The organism is Nocardia neocaledoniensis, from assembly GCF_003182135.1.
In the GTDB taxonomy this organism is placed as follows: Bacteria; Actinomycetota; Actinomycetes; order Mycobacteriales; family Mycobacteriaceae; genus Nocardia; species Nocardia neocaledoniensis.
The window spans coordinates 91,835-108,413 of sequence record NZ_QGTL01000004.1 but is presented as its reverse complement, the minus strand read 5'-3'; the positions used below and the strand labels follow the sequence as shown (position 1 = coordinate 108,413).

The following is a 16,579-nucleotide window of genomic DNA, read 5'->3' as shown; positions in this document are numbered from 1 at the left end:
TGAGGCCGTCTGAGATCAGAAGGCGGCTTCGTCCAGCTCCATGATGTCGTTGTCCAGGTTGGCGAGAATCGCGCGGGTGGCGGTCAGCTCGGGCAGGACGTTGCGGGCGAAGAACTGGGCCGAGGCGACCTTGCCGGTGTAGAAGGCGACGTCGGAGCCGGTGGCGCCGTTGTCCAGGGCCGCGAGGGCGACCTCGGCCTGCTGCAGCAGCTGCCAGCCGATGAACAGGTCACCGACGGCCATCAGGAAGCGGACCGAACCCAGGCCGACCTTGTACAGCTCGGTCGGCTGCTCCTGGGCGCCCATCAGGTGGCCGGTCAGGGTGGCGGCCATGGTCTGGACGTCCTCGAGCGCGGTGGCGAGCAGCTTGCGCTCGCCCTTGATGCGCTCGTTGGCGGAGTCGGCGTCGATGAACTTCTGGATCTGGCCGGCCACGTGGGCCAAGGCCACACCGCGGTCGCGGGCGATCTTGCGGAAGAAGAAGTCCTGCGCCTGGATGGCGGTGGTGCCCTCGTACAGCGAGTCGATCTTCGCGTCGCGGATGTACTGCTCGATCGGGTAGTCCTGCAGGAAGCCGGAGCCACCGAAGGTCTGCAGCGAATCGGTCAGGTACTGGTAGGCGCGCTCGGAGCCGACACCCTTGACGATCGGGAGCAGCAGGTCGTTCACGCGGAACGCGACGTCCTTGTCGGCACCCGAGACCGCCGCGGCGATCTCTTCGTTCTGGTGGGCGGCGGTGTAGAGGTAGATCGCGCGCAGGCCCTCGGCGTAGGCCTTCTGCATGGCCAGCGAGCGACGCACGTCCGGGTGGTGGGTGATGGTGACGCGCGGCGCGGTCTTGTCGGTCATCTGGGTCAGGTCGGCGCCCTGGACGCGGGTCTTGGCGTACTCCAGCGCGTTCAGGTAACCGGTCGACAGGGTCGCGATGGCCTTGGTGCCGACCATCATGCGGGCGTTCTCGATGACGTCGAACATCTGCGCGATGCCGTTGTGCACCTCACCGACCAGCCAGCCCTTGGCGGGGATGCCGTGGCCGCCGAAGGTGACCTCACAGGTGGCCGAGGCCTTGATGCCCATCTTGTGCTCGACGTTGGTGACGAACACGCCGTTGCGGTCACCCAGGGTGTCGGTCTCGAAGTCGAAGTGGGTCTTCGGCACGTAGAACAGCGACAGGCCCTTGGTGCCCGGTCCCGCGCCCTCGGGGCGGGCCAGCACCAGGTGCATGATGTTCTCGAACATGTCGTCGGAGTCACCCGAGGTGATGAAGCGCTTCACACCCTCGATGTGCCAGGAGCCGTCCTCCTGCTTGATCGCCTTGGTGCGACCGGCGCCGACGTCGGAGCCCGCGTCGGGCTCGGTCAGCACCATGGTGGCGCCCCAGTTGCGGTCGGCGATCTTCTGCGCCCACTTCTTCTGCTCGTCGGTGCCGTTGTTGTAGAACACCTGGGCGAAGCCGGCGCCCGCGGCGTACATCTGGATCGGCGGGTTGGCGCCGAGCACCATCTCGGCCAGGGCCCAGCCGACGACGGACGGGGCACCGAGGCCGCCGAGCTCCTCGCGCAGCGGAACCTTGACCCACTCGCCGTCCTCGAGCGCCTTGTAGGACTTCTTGAAGGACTCGGGGATGGTGACGGTGTGGGTGTTCGGGTCGAACACGGGCGGGTTGCGGTCCGCGTCGGCGAACGACTCGGCCAGCGGGCCCTCGGCCAGGCGGCGGACCTCGGACAGCATCTCCTTGACGGTGTCGGCGTCCAGGTCGCCGAAGGCGCCGGAATCCAGGACACTGCCGATGCCGAGGACCTCGAAGAGGTTGAACTCGAGGTCGCGAACGTTTGCCTTGTAGTGGCCCATGTGAGTACTCACTCTCCGTTGAGTTCTGGTGCGGTCGGTTGTGCGCCGTTCCCGCCCGTCGTGACGTCCACCGGGTAGCCTTTCCGGTTTTCCGCATGCTACTCGCGGGTAACTTACGGACCATATTACCGGTGGGTAAGCGACTCGGCAAAGGGGTCGCGAGCAATGTGACCGGAAAAACACGCGAGGCTACGGTGGGGTATGCGCATCGAGACGAGTGCCGGACCCGCTGAGGTGGAGCTCGACGAGGTCGGGACCCCGGCCTTCCTGCTCGTGATCACGCACGGTGCCGGTGGTGGTGTCGACGCGAAAGACATTCTGGTGGTGCGTGATTCGGCGCTCGAGGCGGGTGGTTCGGTGGCCCGTGTCGTGCAGCCCTATCGGGTCGCCGGGCGGCGCGCGCCGGGGTCGGCGGACAAGCAGGACGAGGCCTGGATCGAGATCGTCGCGGCGCTGCGCGACCGTTTCGGAGACCTGCCGATCGTCCAGGGGGGTCGCAGCAACGGGGCCAGGGTGGCGTGCCGGACGGCCGTGGCAGTCGGCGCGCGCGGGGTGATCGCGCTGTCGTTCCCGCTGCATCCGCCGGGGAAACCGGAGAAGAGCAGGCGCGATGAGCTGCTGGCGCCGGGCGACATCGAGGTCGTGGTGATCAACGGCGGCAGCGACCCGTTCGGCGTGCCCGATGCCGCCGACGCGGCCGAGGTGAAGGTCATCCCGAAGCAGGCCCACTCCTTCCGCACCGGATTCGACGTGATCACCGCGACTGTCGCCCCCTGGTTCGCCCGCTGGCGATAGGCTGCGACGGACACCGAGACAGGTAGGGGGCCTTCGTGAAGGCGATCATCGTGTGTACGTCCAGCTCGCACGGCAACACCAGGAAGGTCGCCGACGCGATCGGTGACGTCCTCGGGGCGAAGGTGGTGGATCCGGGGGAGATCAGCCCGGTCGAACTCGCCGAGTACGACCTCGTCGGCTTCGGGTCCGGCGTGTACTTCATGGCGCTCGACAAGCGGCTGCGTGCCTTCGTCGACGCGGTGCCGGAGGGACAGGGCTGCGAGGCCTTCGTCTTCGCGACCAGCGGCATGTCGGAGCCGTCGTTCCGGCCCTACCTGCGCAATCTCGGCGACCAGCTCACCGGCAAGGGCTACGAACTGGTCGGCGGTTTCGCCTGCCGCGGTCTCGACACGATGGGCCCGCTCGCACTCATCGGCGGGCTGAACAAGGGCCGCCCGAATGCCGAGGACCTGACCTCGGCGCGCGGCTTCGCCGAGCAGCTACGCGCTCGGTTCGACTGACTCGGCCACGGCGCGCTCGGCCACGACCAGCGCGTCGATCGCGTCGGGTCCCTCGGTCGGGCGCAGCACCATGTCGGCCACGCGGACGGTGAGATGTGCGCCCGCCGCGCCCAATTCGGCGCGGATGTCCTCGGGCGTGAACAGGATCGACGGATCCTGCGGGCCGCCGTAGCCGTCGGTGATGTTGCGGGTGTCGTGGCCGAGTACCAGCAGCATTCCGCCCGGGGAGACCATCGCGGCGAGTTCGCGCAGCAGGGCGCCGCGCTGCTCGGCGGGCAGGTGCACGAACACCATCAGGATCAGCTCGTAGGGGCCCGTGATGCCGGCGGCGGCCAGGTCGGTGATGTCGGCGCAGCGCCAGTCGACCCGGGAGCGGACCGAGCGGGACAGCCGCGCCGCGACCGTGCGGCCCTTGTCGATGCCCACCTGGGAGAAGTCGACGGCGTCGACCTGCCAGCCGTGCGTGGCCAGCCACAGCGCGTGCCTGCCCTCGCCGCAGGCCAGGTCGAGTGCGCGTGGCAGCGGCGGCGGGGTGCCGCCGGGCTCGTCGGCGACCAGCGGAACCCGGCGATCCAGCCCGTACACGTACTCGACCACCGTGCTGTTGGGCGGTGCGCCCCAGACCAACTCGCTCTGCGCGTACCGGGCATCCCACTCCGCCGCATCCATGGGATGCAGTCTATGGGGCGCCGCTACAGGCGGGTGCGCATCAGGACGACGTTGTACTGGCTGTGGATCGTCGTCATGAAGTACAGATCGCGACCGGTCTGGTACGGGAAGATCGACGGCGCGTAGGCGGTCGGCAGCTCCCGGGCGTCGATCAGCACCTCGGGCGCGCTCCACGGACCCTCCGGCGAGGAGGCGCGGCGCATGACGACCGAGTTGAACGGGTCGGTGGTCAGCGAGATGAACTGCCCGAGGTACTCGTTGTACATCACCGACAGCTCGCCGACGCCGCCCATGATCGGGGCCGCCGCGTTCACGTCGTTGAGCTTCCAGCCGCTGCCGTCCCAGTACTCGTAGGCGCCCAGGTTCTCGATCTCGTGCTCGGGCACGCGGGCGACGAAGGCGGCGTTGTCGCGGCCCGCGCGGGTGCCGTACTCGTAGACGAAGCCGCCGTCCTTCAGGAAGGCGTTCATCTGGAAGTTGCTGTTGCCGCCCTCGTCGGGGCGGCGGGTGTGGCCGAGATCGGCCCAGGTCTCGCCGTTGTCGGCGGAGGCGGCCAGGCCCGAGTAACTGGTGGTCCACTCGCCCGGCGCGTCCCAGGTCTTCACCGACATCAACGACATGTACTGCACGCCGTTGGCGGAGATGCCCGCCGTCGGGATGCGGCTGATCTCCAGGAACGGGATCTTCGGGCTGGGGATGAGATCGCGCGCCTGGCCGATCACATCGCGCACCACGCTGTCGAAGAAGATGCCGCCGGACGGGTCCTTGGTGTGGCTGCGGACCAGGATGTTGGACCTCCACGCCCAGGTGCTGCCCGCCAGCAGATTCGGGAAACCGATGCCGGCGGTGTCGCCGAAGGCCGTCAGCATCTCGCCGCGGCCGTTGTCCCACATGATGCCGAGGTCGGTGCCGAGGACGTTGTAGTTCTGGGTGTTGTTCGGGCTGGCCATGCCCGTCACCTGGAAGACGGCCTGCGTGCGGCCGTGCAGCGCGGGCAACCCGTGGGTGCCGTTGAGCACCGGAATCGGATTGATCGCGTTGGGATTCGCCGCGGCGGGCAGCGCTCCGCTCACCAGCATGGCCGTGGCACCGGCGAGGGCGGCCAGCAGGATGGAACCGGTCTTCTTCACGGTCGTGGGAGCCTCCGGGTCGCGCCGAAAGAGAACGCGCCCAGGGGTGCCTGTGTCGCGTACCACATTTCAGCTGGTGAGCGAATCCCAGCGATGCTAACAGGCTATCGATGCGAAATGTGGTACCTCGTTTTGTGAGTCGACACCACGATGCTCGGAGTTGTCTGTCAGCCGCGACCGCCCAGGGCCTTACGCAGCAGCAACGGAATCTGCGCGGCGCGCTCAGCGGCGAAGGTGGCGCGGGAACGGCGATGCCAGGAGGAGTCGAACAGGCGCTTGGCGGCGGCCACCGCGCGCGGATCGCGGGCGGTGACGCGGTCGGCCATGGCCTCCGCAGCGGCCAGCGGGTCCTCGGCGACGGCGGTGACGAGGCCGATCTTCTCGGCGTACGCGGCGTCGACGGGGTCGGCGGTCATGGTGAGCAGCAGGGCCTGATCGATGCCGATGAGCTGCGACAACGTCGCCGCGCCCGACATGTCCGGAATCAGCCCGTGCGCGCCCTCCATCACCGAGAACTCCGCCGTCGGCTCGGCGATGCGGAAGTCGGCGGCCAGGGCGAGCTGGAGTCCGCCGCCGTAGCAGCGGCCGTGCACGGCGGCGATCACCGGGACGTCGAGACGGCGCCAGGCCCAGCAGGCTTCTTGGAAGGTGTTTGTGCCGCGCCACGGTCGCGGCAGGAATTCGCGCACGATAGCCAAGGGGTCGCGGGTGGCCGCGGCGATGTCGAGGCCGCTGCTGAAACTCGGCCCGTTTCCGCTCAGGATGACGACGCGGGTGCCCCTGTGCGCGGCCACTTCTCGGGCTGCCGCGACCAGATCGCGCAGCATTTCCAGGCTCAATCCGTTGTGTTTGCCCGGCCGATTCAATGTGACATATGCGCGATCGCTCTCGAAGCGCACCGTGATGTTGTCTCCCATATCCGTATCTTACTCGCGAGTCAGTTAATGGACGCGTGGTTCGGTCTGGCCACATGCATGGTTCGTGCGGCATGATCCAGCACGGCTGTGCGTCGGCCGATGCGCAGCGATCGAGAGGACTAGCGAGTGCGGATCTGTCTGATCGCCGCGGCACTGATCGCCGCGCCGATGTTGTCGGCGTGCGGTGGTGGCGACGAAGCGCCGGCGGTTACCCAGGCTGAACTGTCGAAGTCGTTGCAGGACAAGGGTTTGAAGAACGCCGAACTAGCCGACTGCGCGGCGCAGGTGTTCCTCGACTCCGGAATGTCGCAGGACGGACTGCGGGTGATGGTGTCCAACGGACAGTCCGGCGACCCGGCGAAACTTCTGGGCGAGGACGACGCCGCCAAGGTGAGCGCGGCCCAGTCCAAGATCGCCGCGGATTGCGTGCGCCTGGGTAGCTGACGCTCCCGCCGTATCGATCGCGCCGATTCAAACTCTCGTCGGGCTCCGGCGACGGTGTTGCACTGGGAACACCGTCGCCGAGAGGAGCCACCATGACCACGGAGAGAATCGCCGATCAGGTCTCGTTCGCGTACTGGGTCCCCAATGTCAGCGGTGGACTCGTGACCAGCGAGATCGAGCAGCGCACGAGCTGGGACTTCGAATACAACCGCAAGCTCGCGCAGACCGCCGAGCGCAACGGGTTCGAGTACGCGCTGTCCCAGGTGCGCTACACCGCGTCCTACGGCGCGGAGTACCAGCACGAATCGACCTCGTTCAGCCTGGCGCTGCTCGGGGCGACCGAGCGGCTCAAGGTGATCGCTGCCGTGCATCCGGGGCTGTGGCACCCGGCGGTGCTGGCGAAGTTCGGTGCCACGGCCGACCATCTGTCCGGCGGCCGGTTCGCGATCAATGTGGTGTCGGGTTGGTTCGCGGGCGAGTTCCAGGCCCTCGGTGAGCCGTGGCTCGAGCACGACGAGCGCTACCGGCGCAGCGCCGAATTCCTCGAGGTGATCCGCAAGATCTGGACCGAAGACGCCGTGAACTACGGCGGCGACTTCTACCGCATCCGCGACTTCACGCTCAAGCCCAAGCCGCTCAACACTCCCGAACGGCCGAATCCCGAACTCTTCCAGGGTGGTAACTCCACCGCCGCGCGCCGCAACGGCGGCCGCTACGCCGACTGGTACTTCTCCAACGGCAAGGACTTCGACGGCGTCACCGAGCAACTCGACGACCTGCGTGAGGTGGCCAGGGCCAACGATCGCGAGGTGAAGTTCGGGCTCAACGGCTTCATCATCGCCCGCGACACCGAGAAGGAAGCCCGCGACACCCTGCGCGAAATCGTCGAGAAGGCGAACAAGCCTGCGGTGCAAGGGTTCCGCGACGCAGTGCAGCAGGCCGGCGCGTCCACCAGCGACCGCAAGGGGATGTGGGCCGACTCGACCTTCGAGGATCTGGTCCAGTACAACGACGGCTTCCGCACCGGTCTCATCGGCACGCCCGAACAGATCGCCGAGCGGATCGTGGCCTACCGCGCGCTCGGCGTCGACCTGATCCTGGCCGGGTTCCTGCACTTCCAGGAGGAGATCGAATACTTCGGCGCGAAGGTGCTGCCGCTCGTGCGTGAGCTGGAGGCCGCCGCGACGCCGGTCGCGGCGGGACGCTGATGACGGTGGTGACCGCCGAGCGGATCACCACGGCGGCCCAGGCTGTGGCGGTCGCTGCCGAGTTGGCGGCCGAATTCGCTTCCGGCGCGGCCGAACGCGATCGAGCTCGGCGGCTGCCGCACGAGGAACTCGATCTGCTCTCGGCCAGCGGGCTGCTCGCCATCACCGTGCCCTCCGCGTTCGGCGGGGCGGATCTTCGGCCGAGTGTGGTCGCCGAGGTGGTCAGGGTCCTGGCGACGGGTGATCCCAATATCGCGCAGGTGCCGCACAGTCACTTCGTGTACCTGAACCTGTTGCGGCTGGCCGGAACTCCCGCGCAGCAGCACGAGTATTTCGGGCGGGTGCTGGCGGGTGCGCGGATCGCGAACGCGCAGTCGGAGCGGGGTGGGGCGACTGTCGCGGACATCGCGACGGTGCTGCGGCCGGTGCGGCATCAGGTTGTCGACGGGCCACGGAGATTCGTCGTCGACGGGACCAAGTACTACTGCACCGGATCGCTGTTCGCCGACATTCTCGCCGTGCTGACGAGGCTGGATGATCCGCTCGCGGCGTCCGGTCTGGAGCCTGGGGAGTACGTGGCTTTCGTTCCCGCGCTGGCGTCCGGTGTCCGCATCATCGATGACTGGGATGCGTTGGGGCAGCGCACTACCGGGAGCGGGACCGTCGAATTCGATGGGGTCCAGGTCGATGCGCAGAACCTGGTCGCTCGGGCCGCCGCGGTGAACGCGCCGACCGGATATGGAGCGTTCGCGCAGTTGCTGCACGCCGCCATCGACGCGGGCATCGCGCGCGGTGCGTTGGAAGCGGCGGCCGAGTTCACGCGGACGCACAGCAGGCCGTGGTTCGAGGCGGAGGTCGCCAGGGCCGTTGATGATCCGCTGCTGGTCCAGCGGTTCGGTGAGTTGGCGGTATCGGTCGCGGCGGCCGAGGCTGCTTTGGTGGTCGCGGGGGCGGCGGTGGATGCGGCAGTCCGCGACTCGGCGCTGAGCGCGGCAGCTGTGGATTCGGCCGGTAGGGCCACGGGCGATCGCCAGGCGCCGTCGAGCGGCGGCGTGGGCTCGGAGGCCGAGGTGGGTGCCCGAACAGACGCTGGCAGGGGGCGTGCAGGTCCGGCGGGCGGCGAAGCCGCAGACCTCCGACCGGGCCGAAGCGAGGTGGGCCGGGCGTCGACCGCTGTCGCGACGGCCAAGATCCTCGCTGATCGCGCGGCCAACGAGGTGTCGGCGGCGATCTTCGAGGTCGGTGGGACGCGCAGTGCCGCGGCCGCGCATCGGCTCGACCACTTCTGGCGCAACGCGCGCACCCATACCCTGCACGATCCCGTCCGCTGGAAGTACCAGCACATCGGCCGGGCCGTGCTGCGGAACCAAGCGCCGCCCTCGCACGGCGTGATCTGAGAGTGAGGACCTGCCAGTGACTGTGACCGTTGTGGTCGGAAACCCGAAACCGGCCTCGCGCACCCTGGACGCGGCCGTGCGGGTCGCCCGCGCGCTGCGGCCCGACGCCGAGCCCGAGGTGATCGACCTCGTCACCCTCGGGCCCGGCCTGCTCGGCTGGGGAGATCCCGCCGTGGCCGCGGCCGCGAAAACCGTATCCACTTCGGAGTTGGTCGTTTTCGCGAGTCCGACCTTCAAGGCCACCTACACCGGGCTGCTCAAACTGTTCCTCGAAAAGTTCGACGGCGGCACGGGTCTGGCCGGCGTCGTCACCGTTCCGGTGATGCTCGGTGCGGGTCCGGCGCACGCCCTCGCACCCGACCTGCTGCTCAAGCCGGTCCTGGTGGAAATCGGTGGGACCGCGGCGCTGCCTGGTCTCTATCTCGCCGATCGAAGTTTCGCCGAAGACGGTGTCATCGAGGCGTACGCGCAACGCTGGGCGCCCGTCGTGGCAGCACTGACGAACCACGTCGTGGAGACGAATCATGCATGAGCTCTTGGACTTTCCCGCCGACGGCAACGGTCTACGCCGTGCCTTCGCCAATTTTCCTAGCGGCGTCGTCGCGGTCTGCGCCGAGATCGATGGCACGCCGCACGGCCTGGCGGTGAGCACCTTCGTGCCCGTCTCCCTCGACCCGCCGCTGGTCTCGTTCTGCGTGCAGAACTCGTCCTCGACCTGGCCGAAGCTGGCCGGCGCGGGGCACCTCGGGCTCAGCCTGCTCGGCACCGACCAGCAGGCCGCGGCCAAGGCTCTCGGGGCTCGCAACGGTGACCGTTTCCGCGAGACGGCCCTGCATCGGGGGACCGGTGAGGCAGTTTTCATCGACGGTGCGACGGCGTGGATCGAAGGTGTGCCCGAGACGCATGTTCCTGCGGGCGATCATCTGGTGGTGCTCGTCCGAGTTCACCGCATCGCGGCGCGGGAGGACATCGATCCACTTGTCTTCCACGCCAGCAAGTTCCGCACGCTGCACACCGGCTGATCGCGCTAGGCGGTCGGGTCGAGTTCGTCTATCGCGCGCGTCAGGCGGGCGGCCACCTCGCCGTCAGGGTGGACCGACAGCGCCTGGTTGACGATCAGCCAATCCTGGATGTCGTCACCGCTCACGTATTTCCGGAAACAGTTGTAGATCGCGTAATAGCCGAGTTCGACCGAATCGGGGAAGGTCAGATCATCGTCCTGCAGCGCGGCGATGGGCTCGAGATAGCGGCGGTCGACATCCGTGAGGTCCACGCCGGCTCGCGCCGCGCGCAGTGCGTCGGCGGGGAGTTCGACGTCGACGGTGTGCCCCATTCCGACGACCGAGTCGCGATAGCGCAGCGCGGCGGGATTTCCCTGGACGTAATCGTTCCAGGTCAGCAGGGCGTCTTCGCACAGTGCGAGATGAACCAGTCGTCGCCTGTCGGCGCCCAGCTGGAAGAAGGGGTGCGTCGAAGCCATGGGCGATTCTAGCCCCGGATTTCGGGGCAGCCGAAAACTTCTGCTCGACTCTACGATTCGGTCATGCTCAACCTGAATCGAACAATGCGCACCGGTGTCGCCGCTCTCGCCGTCGCCACGGGACTTCTCATCGCCGCGGGCCCGGCCACCGCGGAAACCGCTGGTGCCGGCAGCGGCACGCTTGGGACCGGGTCCGCCCAGGACCTCATCGAGGCCTTCGCCTGCGCTGTGGGGGCCATGTCCTGCCCCATCGTCATTCCGCAGTAGACGCGGTCGGGATTCAGAACCCAGCGCGCGCGAGAAACGTCTCGGCATCCTGCACGGTGACCAAGTAGCTCACCTGCAGCCACAATCCGGTTCGGCGGTCGAGATACTGCATGTAATTGCCGAGACCGGGCTGGCCAGAAGGATACGGGTCTTGATAGAACACCGCGAATCGCGTGCTGTCATCAAGGAACGCTTTACCCTCGTAGCGCATCGTGTCGGCATAGGACGCGCCGTTCACCTTCCCCACCTCGAAGATGCCTGCCATCCCCTCGTGGGCTGCCAAGCCCGCGACCAGAGGGCTGCCCTTTGCCAGGTAGCACGTGCGGGTGTGGAGAGCGCGGTGTTGATTGGCATACCCCGGTTCGCAACGCTGGGTCGCTGCTCGCAGAGTCTCGGGCATCGCGGCCATCAGAGCCTCGGTATGGCGGGCGTAGGCCGCCTCGGACGAAGCGGCCGCCGCCTGTGACGCGGACGGCTCCGAGGAGTCAGACCGGTCGTCGAGGATGACCACAACGCCAACTACCACCGCCGTGGCTACACACAGCCACGCGAGGACCGCGGTGATCACGACCAAACGCTTGTTGCGGGCGGCTCCGGAATCACCTGTTGGCGGAGCAGCTGTGGATTGCGTCGGTACGGAGGGCACTGGGACAGAAGGCGTTGGTACCAAGGGGGTTGGTACCGAGGGCGTCGTAATGGCCGCCGCGGCCCCGTGCTGTGTTCGTCGGCGATTCGAGCGCCGGAACCTGATTTCGACGAGCGCCCCGCCGAGCAGACTCACCCCGATCACCGTGAGCCCGATGACGAGCGTGTTCCCGCCACTGTCCTTGTTCGCCCGCTGCCGCTCGAGCTTCTCCTGATAGGTGTAGGAGTCGACGAGGGAACCACCACGAGTGATCTCGCACAGCTCCCCGACGGACATGACCTTCCCGTCACACGTCGGCACCGCATCAGGATCTGAAACCAGCCCGCCGATCCCGACAACAGTCGCCGCCCCGCCCACCAAGAACGCGATCCCCGCGATCCCCAGCAGCAGTTTCACTCCAGCAGAACGTGATCTCCCCACCCGTGTCATGGTACGGACCTCAAAGGCCATCGCGACTTCAGTCCGCGTTCAACCGCCTGCTCCACTGACGAACCTGAAGGCGGTCGTAGATCTGCGCCTTTCGAGAGCGAGGGCTTCGGGCGCGGCTCACAGGAGTCGACGCACGGCTTCGACGACGGCCCGGCGACGATCCTCGGCACTCTCGGTCGTGGCGGCCGGCGTATCAGCAGCGTTATCCGGGTCCCATGCGAGTGCGATGCTCAGGACGAGGGTGAGCAGTGCGGTGGGCGAGAAGGCCGCACCCATATTGTTCGCCTTCTGCACGGCAGCCAGCGCTTCCAGCTTGGCCGCGCGGGGGGAGGACAGAGCGGCTGACTCCTGACCGCCGCGCTCGAGTCGGTGCCAGGTGGCGAGCCGGGTGACCTCGGGATGCTGCCGACTGTAGTCGAAGAGTTGTCCCGCGTATTCGGGGAGGTCGTCGGGGGTGAACGGGACCGAATCGAGCCCATGGGTGACGTGGGCTTCGAAAACCGCGTCGAACAGTTGGTCCTTGCTGCAGAAGTAGACGTAGATCAGGTTCTTGTTGGCCGCCGCCGCCTTCGCGATGCGGTCCACCCGGGCTCCGGCGATGCCGTAGGCGGCGAACTCCTCGGTGGCTGCCTGGAGGATGCGTGCCTTGGTGGCGTCGGCGCGGGACATGCGGCCATCGTAGTTTCGGCGCTCCGGCGGCTTCGGGTTCGCGTCACGTCGCTCGGTCATCCGATTCCGAAGAAATCGAAGGCCATATCCGACGCGACCAGCAGCACGGTGCACCACAGGGCGATCCCAGTCATCAACCAGCGGATCAGCCGCCAGCGAGGGATACCCAGGGCGGCACCGAGCAGGGCCGACCCCCACGTGCCGAGCACTGCTGGGCCGAGTATCCCGAAGCCCGCCACGCCGAATCGCGCGAAGATCCGCTGCGCACGTCGACCCGCCGAGCCCGACAATCGGGAGTCCGCCGCAGGTACTCCCGTAGAAATCATGCCGGTGGGTTGAGCCGTAAGCGTCGTCGAAATGCTTTGTACCGGAGCCGGTTTCCGGTGGCGCCGCCAGGACTGCCAGTGCAGCCGGGCGCGTTCCATGCCGAAGACCGCCAAGGCCACGCTGCATCCCGCGCCCAGCAGCACCGCGGACAACGCGAGCGGACCGGGTAGCGCGAGCGACAAGCCGACGGGAACCGCGGGCGTCCCGAGCGCAAAGCCGGCGAGCAACGTCCAAACGAACCGCCCCATCGGATTCCTCCCAGCTGAGCGCATCAGATGAGCGCTACCCGAGTAGTTAACTAACTGGTTAGTATCTTGGCATGAAACAACCCAACGCGGTACTCGACGACATGGCGGCTGGTAAGTACCTGCTGCTCACCACTTTCCGCCGAGACGGCACCCCGGTCCCCACCCCGGTCTGGGCGATGCGAGACGGCCCCGCGTTGGTGATCTGCAGCGCGGCCGACGCCGGAAAGGTGAAGCGAATCCGCAACAGCGGCAACGTGACAATCGCCGCCAGCGACTGGCGCGGCAAACCCCACGGCGCCCCTTTCCGCGCCCACGCCGAACTGCTACCGCCCGAGGCGACCCCGTATGTCATCGACCTGATGAAGCGAAAGTACGGGCTGGCTGCCCGAATCGGCTTGGCGGGCAGCGCACTCCGCGGCGGACCCGGCCATATGGTGGGTATCAGGATTCGGTTGGACGAGTAGTCGGATCGCTGGGGCTCTCGCGCACTGCCTCCAGCCAGCCGGATATTCACGATCGCCCCGCCCAGCGACAGGAACCGCAACTGGAAAGGTCTCTCCAGTCCCCGAGTGGCAGGTGTGTGGCACAGCGCCTCTTGGGAGTGCTCCGGCCGACTCGGCAGAACGACGAAAGCCCCGGGTGACCGGGGCTTTCGTGCTGGAGCCGATGACGGGAATCGAACCCGCGCTGTCTGCTTGGGAAGCAGGCGAATAGGCGGAAAAAGCGGTCTGACCTGGGCTACCGGTTGCGCGTGAGGTACCCGGATTTACCCCCTTTGACCCTGGCTCAGGGCACGAATGGGGCACGGCCGGTAAGCGTCTCCAGGCGAGTTGCCAGCGCGGTCGAACGTCCGCTCATCCGATGAGCGAGTGCTCAAACCGCTTCGGAGGACCGAATACTGACGATCGCACCCGCTGCGCGCAGTGCAATCGCCAGAACCTCCATCTCTACCCTGGTTCCTTCGAGCCCCCTGCTGCAGAGTTCCTCTGCCATCGCGCGGGCTTCGGTGAGCGACAGCGCTCTGACCTTGCGAAGAGCCCGCATCACCACCACCGGTGTGGCGCTACCCGTAGCAAGCCCGAGAGCGGACGGGCCGTTCGCGTCCAAGATCGCCGTGCGCATGCCAGTAAGCGGCGTCAGATAGCCGCATTCGTTCCAACGGCACCCGCATTTGGGGCAGTCACCTTCAATATCCCATTGATGTGTACCAGCGGTGAGCACCTCGACGATCGTGACTTCGATCAGCGACCCGCATTCGATGCACTCGGTCATGTAGGGCGCGGATTCGAGCACGGTGTTCATCTGTCGAATCCTAGATTTGATGTTGCGAGGCATGCCGACAACGCACTCACATGCCGCATACCGCGCTGACAGTGCTGGCCAGAGACCGCAGTGGCGGGGTAGATCTGCTGCGGCTCAAGGACATCATGAAGGTGGTCTGCGTTGCGTTCGGGCAACGTCGGATTTGGTCCGGTGGTCGCAGCGACTGTCAGACTGGCTGTATGAACCCTGATGGACGGGCGCGGGCACTGTCCTCGTTGCGTGGTTTGGCGGTAGGGGACGCGTTCGGGGCATGTTTCGACGACGCGATCAATCATGGCGCGTTGCGGTCGCGAACCCTGTTGCCTGGGCCGTGGTTGTGGACCGACGATACGCAGATGGCGTGCTCGATCTTCGCTGTGCTCAGTGCCCACGGTCGAATCGATCAGGACGTGCTGGCCCGTTCCTTCGCTGAGCATTACGACATCTATCGCCGATACGGACCCGGGACGAGCCGGATCCTGCGGCTCATGCGCCAAAAGGGCTATCACTGGCGTGAACTCGCTCAACAGGCACGTGAGGGGCGGGGCTCCTGGGGCAACGGTGCCTCTATGCGGGTGGCGCCGCTGGGTGCGTGGTTCGCTGACGACCTGGACCGGGTCGTCGACGAGGCGGCAGCTTCGGCTGTGGTCACCCATGCCCACCCCGATGCTGTAGCCGGTGCGGTCGCGGTGGCTGTCGCTGCCGCCTTGTTCTCGGCGCAACCGCAGCTACGCCGTAGTCAGTTTCTCGGTACGGTGGCCGCCCGGACCCCGGCTGGCCCGGTCCGGGACCGGATCAGATATGCCCAGGGAATTCGTGATTCTGTCACTGCGGCTGTGGAATTGGGAGTCGGACACGACACCTCCGCGCTCGATACTGTCCCGTTCTGCCTCTGGGTCACGGCTCACCACGGCCATGATTTCGCCGACTCGTGCTGGACAGCCGCCTCGGCAGGTGGTGATAGTGACACCACGTGCGCGATCATCGGCGGAATTATCGGTGCCAGCCACGTCCGCGAGGTCGTGCCGCCCGAATGGTTCGCGAGCTGCGAGCTGCTCCCTGAATGGGCAACCGCGGCTATACCGTTCGCCTGAAAACGCGCTGTAATGCCGCATACCGCGCGGTCACGCACGTCCGCATCTGCCGACGGGAAATCTCAGTGCTTGGGAAGTAGGAGATTGTGCAGGAATAGCGGTCTGACCTGGGCAGGCCGTTGCTCGTGGGTACCTGGATTTACCCCTGATGACCCTGGTTCATGGCACGTCTGTGGCACGGCGGACGGGGGCGACTCCGAGGCACTCGCAGTGTTGATGATGAAAATCTTTTCTGGCGTTTGTGATGGTGAGATGGATCTGGCTTCGTGTGCCTGACCTGGGGATTCCGGGTTGCAACGTTGGTTGGACAGGGCACCGCTGGGCGGCGCTGCGTACTCACTGCGTACCGAAGCCGACTGTGGCCACGACGTGCCCGATACGTCCGCTCATGCCGCTGGGCGCGCGGTTGGCGAAGGTCCGCTTCTGCCGAATTGAGTGCGTCCCCGAAGATGCAGGGTCCGACCCGAGTTGGTGGCTGAGCCCGTGTGAGCCCGATAGCGGTCTTACGCGAATCCGAGCTCCTGAAGGTAGATGTACCAGGGGTCGGTCAACCACCATGGCTCGCGCCAAGTTTCGTGCGGACCGTGGATATACGGGTACAGCGGCCCCAAAGCGACAGTGCTGATGAACTCCGCGAAGCTGCCACATCGCAGAACGAAGCCACTGTCCAAACCGTGGCGGAAGTACAGGAAGTCGAAGATGAACACGGCGTCGGTATCGAGGTCGATCACGATAGATTGCTCGTCTGCCCGCCCGATGGTTAGCGTGTTGCCTGCATCAATGACTTCGCCTGCGGAGTCGATCAGACGTTGGGGCCGAAAGTTGTCGTGGGAGCTGAACCGCAGGTCACCGAACTGTGGATGAGCGGTGAGTGCGTAGAGCGCGCGAAGTCCGGCTGGTAGTTCTTCGGGTAGCTCGATGCCCTCGGGTAGCCACAATCGTGCGTCGTCGTAGTTCTCGGAGAACTCGTCGTCGTCTTCTTGTCTGCGTACGAGTTCCTGTTCGGCGTCTAGTCGCAGGAGCAGCTCGATTTTTGCACTCATCGTGTGCTGGTGGTCTGCCGTCACGTTCCTTCTTCCTCAACGCCGAGACCTGCGCCTCGCTCGGCGTTGATGCTAGATCCACACTCCGACATCGGAATTGCACCTGCACGAACATCCGCTTCACGGATGGCCCTGGTCTGGGTTGGCCTGCGCATGAAGGGGG

Annotated in this window: 20 protein-coding genes; 10 read left to right on the top strand and 10 right to left on the bottom strand. The window is 66.6% G+C overall.

Features of this window, described 5'->3' with window-relative positions:
* Positions 1–15: 15 nt before the first annotated feature.
* The gene (locus tag DFR69_RS12455) at positions 16–1,851 is read right to left on the bottom strand and encodes an acyl-CoA dehydrogenase (RefSeq protein ID WP_110037690.1); all 1,836 of its coding nucleotides are present in this window, start codon (positions 1,849–1,851) and stop codon (positions 16–18) included.
* 201 nt (positions 1,852–2,052) lie between these two features.
* Here DFR69_RS12455 and DFR69_RS12450 point away from each other — a divergent pair, with 201 nt between their 5' ends.
* Both DFR69_RS12450 and DFR69_RS12445 read left to right on the top strand, forming a co-directional pair.
* Complete coding sequence (locus tag DFR69_RS12450; RefSeq protein ID WP_110037689.1) at positions 2,053–2,646, top strand: alpha/beta hydrolase family protein; 594 nt, start codon at positions 2,053–2,055, stop codon at positions 2,644–2,646.
* Between the two features lie 35 nt (positions 2,647–2,681).
* Positions 2,682–3,146 carry a flavodoxin family protein gene (locus DFR69_RS12445; protein WP_110037688.1) on the top strand — a complete coding sequence of 155 codons (465 nt, stop codon included), beginning with the start codon at positions 2,682–2,684 and terminating at the stop codon, positions 3,144–3,146.
* Here DFR69_RS12445 and DFR69_RS12440 read toward each other — a convergent pair.
* The 3 genes from DFR69_RS12440 to DFR69_RS12430 all read right to left on the bottom strand — a co-directional run bounded on the left by DFR69_RS12440 (position 3,126) and on the right by DFR69_RS12430 (position 5,862).
* Positions 3,126–3,815, bottom strand: a complete 690-nt coding sequence (locus tag DFR69_RS12440) for a class I SAM-dependent methyltransferase (RefSeq protein WP_110037687.1) — start codon at positions 3,813–3,815, stop codon at positions 3,126–3,128. The two genes, DFR69_RS12445 and DFR69_RS12440, sit on opposite strands and share 21 nt — an antisense overlap.
* A 23-nt stretch (positions 3,816–3,838) precedes the next feature.
* On the bottom strand, positions 3,839–4,945 hold the full coding sequence (locus tag DFR69_RS12435; protein ID WP_110037686.1) for a DUF4185 domain-containing protein: 1,107 nt from the start codon (positions 4,943–4,945) through the stop codon (positions 3,839–3,841).
* 167 nt (positions 4,946–5,112) lie between these two features.
* A complete protein-coding gene (locus tag DFR69_RS12430; RefSeq protein WP_244198224.1) occupies positions 5,113–5,862 on the bottom strand; it encodes a crotonase/enoyl-CoA hydratase family protein in 750 nt (249 codons plus the stop codon).
* A 126-nt stretch (positions 5,863–5,988) separates the two neighbouring features.
* Between DFR69_RS12430 and DFR69_RS12425 the strand changes: the two genes are divergently transcribed.
* The 5 genes from DFR69_RS12425 to DFR69_RS12405 all read left to right on the top strand — a co-directional run bounded on the left by DFR69_RS12425 (position 5,989) and on the right by DFR69_RS12405 (position 9,933).
* Positions 5,989–6,306 carry a hypothetical protein gene (locus tag DFR69_RS12425; protein ID WP_110037685.1) on the top strand — a complete coding sequence of 106 codons (318 nt, stop codon included), beginning with the start codon at positions 5,989–5,991 and terminating at the stop codon, positions 6,304–6,306.
* Between the two features lie 92 nt (positions 6,307–6,398).
* Positions 6,399–7,514: a dimethylsulfone monooxygenase SfnG gene (gene sfnG / locus DFR69_RS12420; RefSeq protein ID WP_110037684.1), complete on the top strand. Its 1,116-nt coding sequence runs from the start codon at positions 6,399–6,401 to the stop codon at positions 7,512–7,514.
* The gene (locus DFR69_RS12415; protein ID WP_110037683.1) at positions 7,514–8,911 is read left to right on the top strand and encodes an acyl-CoA dehydrogenase family protein; all 1,398 of its coding nucleotides are present in this window, start codon (positions 7,514–7,516) and stop codon (positions 8,909–8,911) included. The genes sfnG and DFR69_RS12415 overlap by 1 nt, the downstream gene beginning before the upstream one ends.
* Before the next feature lie 16 nt (positions 8,912–8,927).
* Positions 8,928–9,443 carry an NADPH-dependent FMN reductase gene (locus tag DFR69_RS12410; protein ID WP_110037682.1) on the top strand — a complete coding sequence of 172 codons (516 nt, stop codon included), beginning with the start codon at positions 8,928–8,930 and terminating at the stop codon, positions 9,441–9,443.
* Positions 9,436–9,933 (top strand): flavin reductase family protein, encoded by a 498-nt coding sequence (locus DFR69_RS12405; protein WP_110037681.1) that lies wholly within the window; start codon positions 9,436–9,438, stop codon positions 9,931–9,933. The genes DFR69_RS12410 and DFR69_RS12405 overlap by 8 nt, the downstream gene beginning before the upstream one ends.
* Before the next feature lie 5 nt (positions 9,934–9,938).
* Here the strand turns inward: DFR69_RS12405 and DFR69_RS12400 are convergent, their stop codons facing one another.
* Complete coding sequence (locus DFR69_RS12400) at positions 9,939–10,391, bottom strand: hypothetical protein (RefSeq protein ID WP_110037680.1); 453 nt, start codon at positions 10,389–10,391, stop codon at positions 9,939–9,941.
* A gap of 63 nt (positions 10,392–10,454) precedes the next feature.
* Here DFR69_RS12400 and DFR69_RS12395 point away from each other — a divergent pair, with 63 nt between their 5' ends.
* On the top strand, positions 10,455–10,658 hold the full coding sequence (locus DFR69_RS12395; protein WP_146229261.1) for a hypothetical protein: 204 nt from the start codon (positions 10,455–10,457) through the stop codon (positions 10,656–10,658).
* A gap of 13 nt (positions 10,659–10,671) precedes the next feature.
* Here the strand turns inward: DFR69_RS12395 and DFR69_RS12390 are convergent, their stop codons facing one another.
* From DFR69_RS12390 to DFR69_RS12380, 3 genes are all read right to left on the bottom strand, one after another.
* Positions 10,672–11,700: a hypothetical protein gene (locus tag DFR69_RS12390; protein ID WP_110037678.1), complete on the bottom strand. Its 1,029-nt coding sequence runs from the start codon at positions 11,698–11,700 to the stop codon at positions 10,672–10,674.
* 150 nt (positions 11,701–11,850) lie between these two features.
* On the bottom strand, positions 11,851–12,402 hold the full coding sequence (locus DFR69_RS12385) for a TetR/AcrR family transcriptional regulator (RefSeq protein ID WP_110038246.1): 552 nt from the start codon (positions 12,400–12,402) through the stop codon (positions 11,851–11,853).
* A gap of 56 nt (positions 12,403–12,458) precedes the next feature.
* Positions 12,459–12,977 (bottom strand): hypothetical protein, encoded by a 519-nt coding sequence (locus tag DFR69_RS12380; protein ID WP_110037677.1) that lies wholly within the window; start codon positions 12,975–12,977, stop codon positions 12,459–12,461.
* Between the two features lie 71 nt (positions 12,978–13,048).
* Here DFR69_RS12380 and DFR69_RS12375 point away from each other — a divergent pair, with 71 nt between their 5' ends.
* A complete protein-coding gene (locus DFR69_RS12375) occupies positions 13,049–13,441 on the top strand; it encodes a PPOX class F420-dependent oxidoreductase (RefSeq protein WP_110037676.1) in 393 nt (130 codons plus the stop codon).
* A gap of 409 nt (positions 13,442–13,850) precedes the next feature.
* On the opposite strand, the gene DFR69_RS12370 is transcribed toward DFR69_RS12375, so the two are convergent.
* Entirely contained in the window at positions 13,851–14,279 is a 429-nt protein-coding gene (locus tag DFR69_RS12370) for an SPRY domain-containing protein (RefSeq protein ID WP_110037675.1), read from the bottom strand.
* A gap of 50 nt (positions 14,280–14,329) precedes the next feature.
* Between DFR69_RS12370 and DFR69_RS12365 the strand changes: the two genes are divergently transcribed.
* Complete coding sequence (locus DFR69_RS12365) at positions 14,330–15,373, top strand: ADP-ribosylglycohydrolase family protein (RefSeq protein WP_222596488.1); 1,044 nt, start codon at positions 14,330–14,332, stop codon at positions 15,371–15,373.
* A gap of 503 nt (positions 15,374–15,876) precedes the next feature.
* Here DFR69_RS12365 and DFR69_RS12360 read toward each other — a convergent pair.
* Complete coding sequence (locus DFR69_RS12360) at positions 15,877–16,440, bottom strand: hypothetical protein (RefSeq protein ID WP_110037674.1); 564 nt, start codon at positions 16,438–16,440, stop codon at positions 15,877–15,879.
* Between the last annotated feature and the right edge of the window lie 139 nt (positions 16,441–16,579).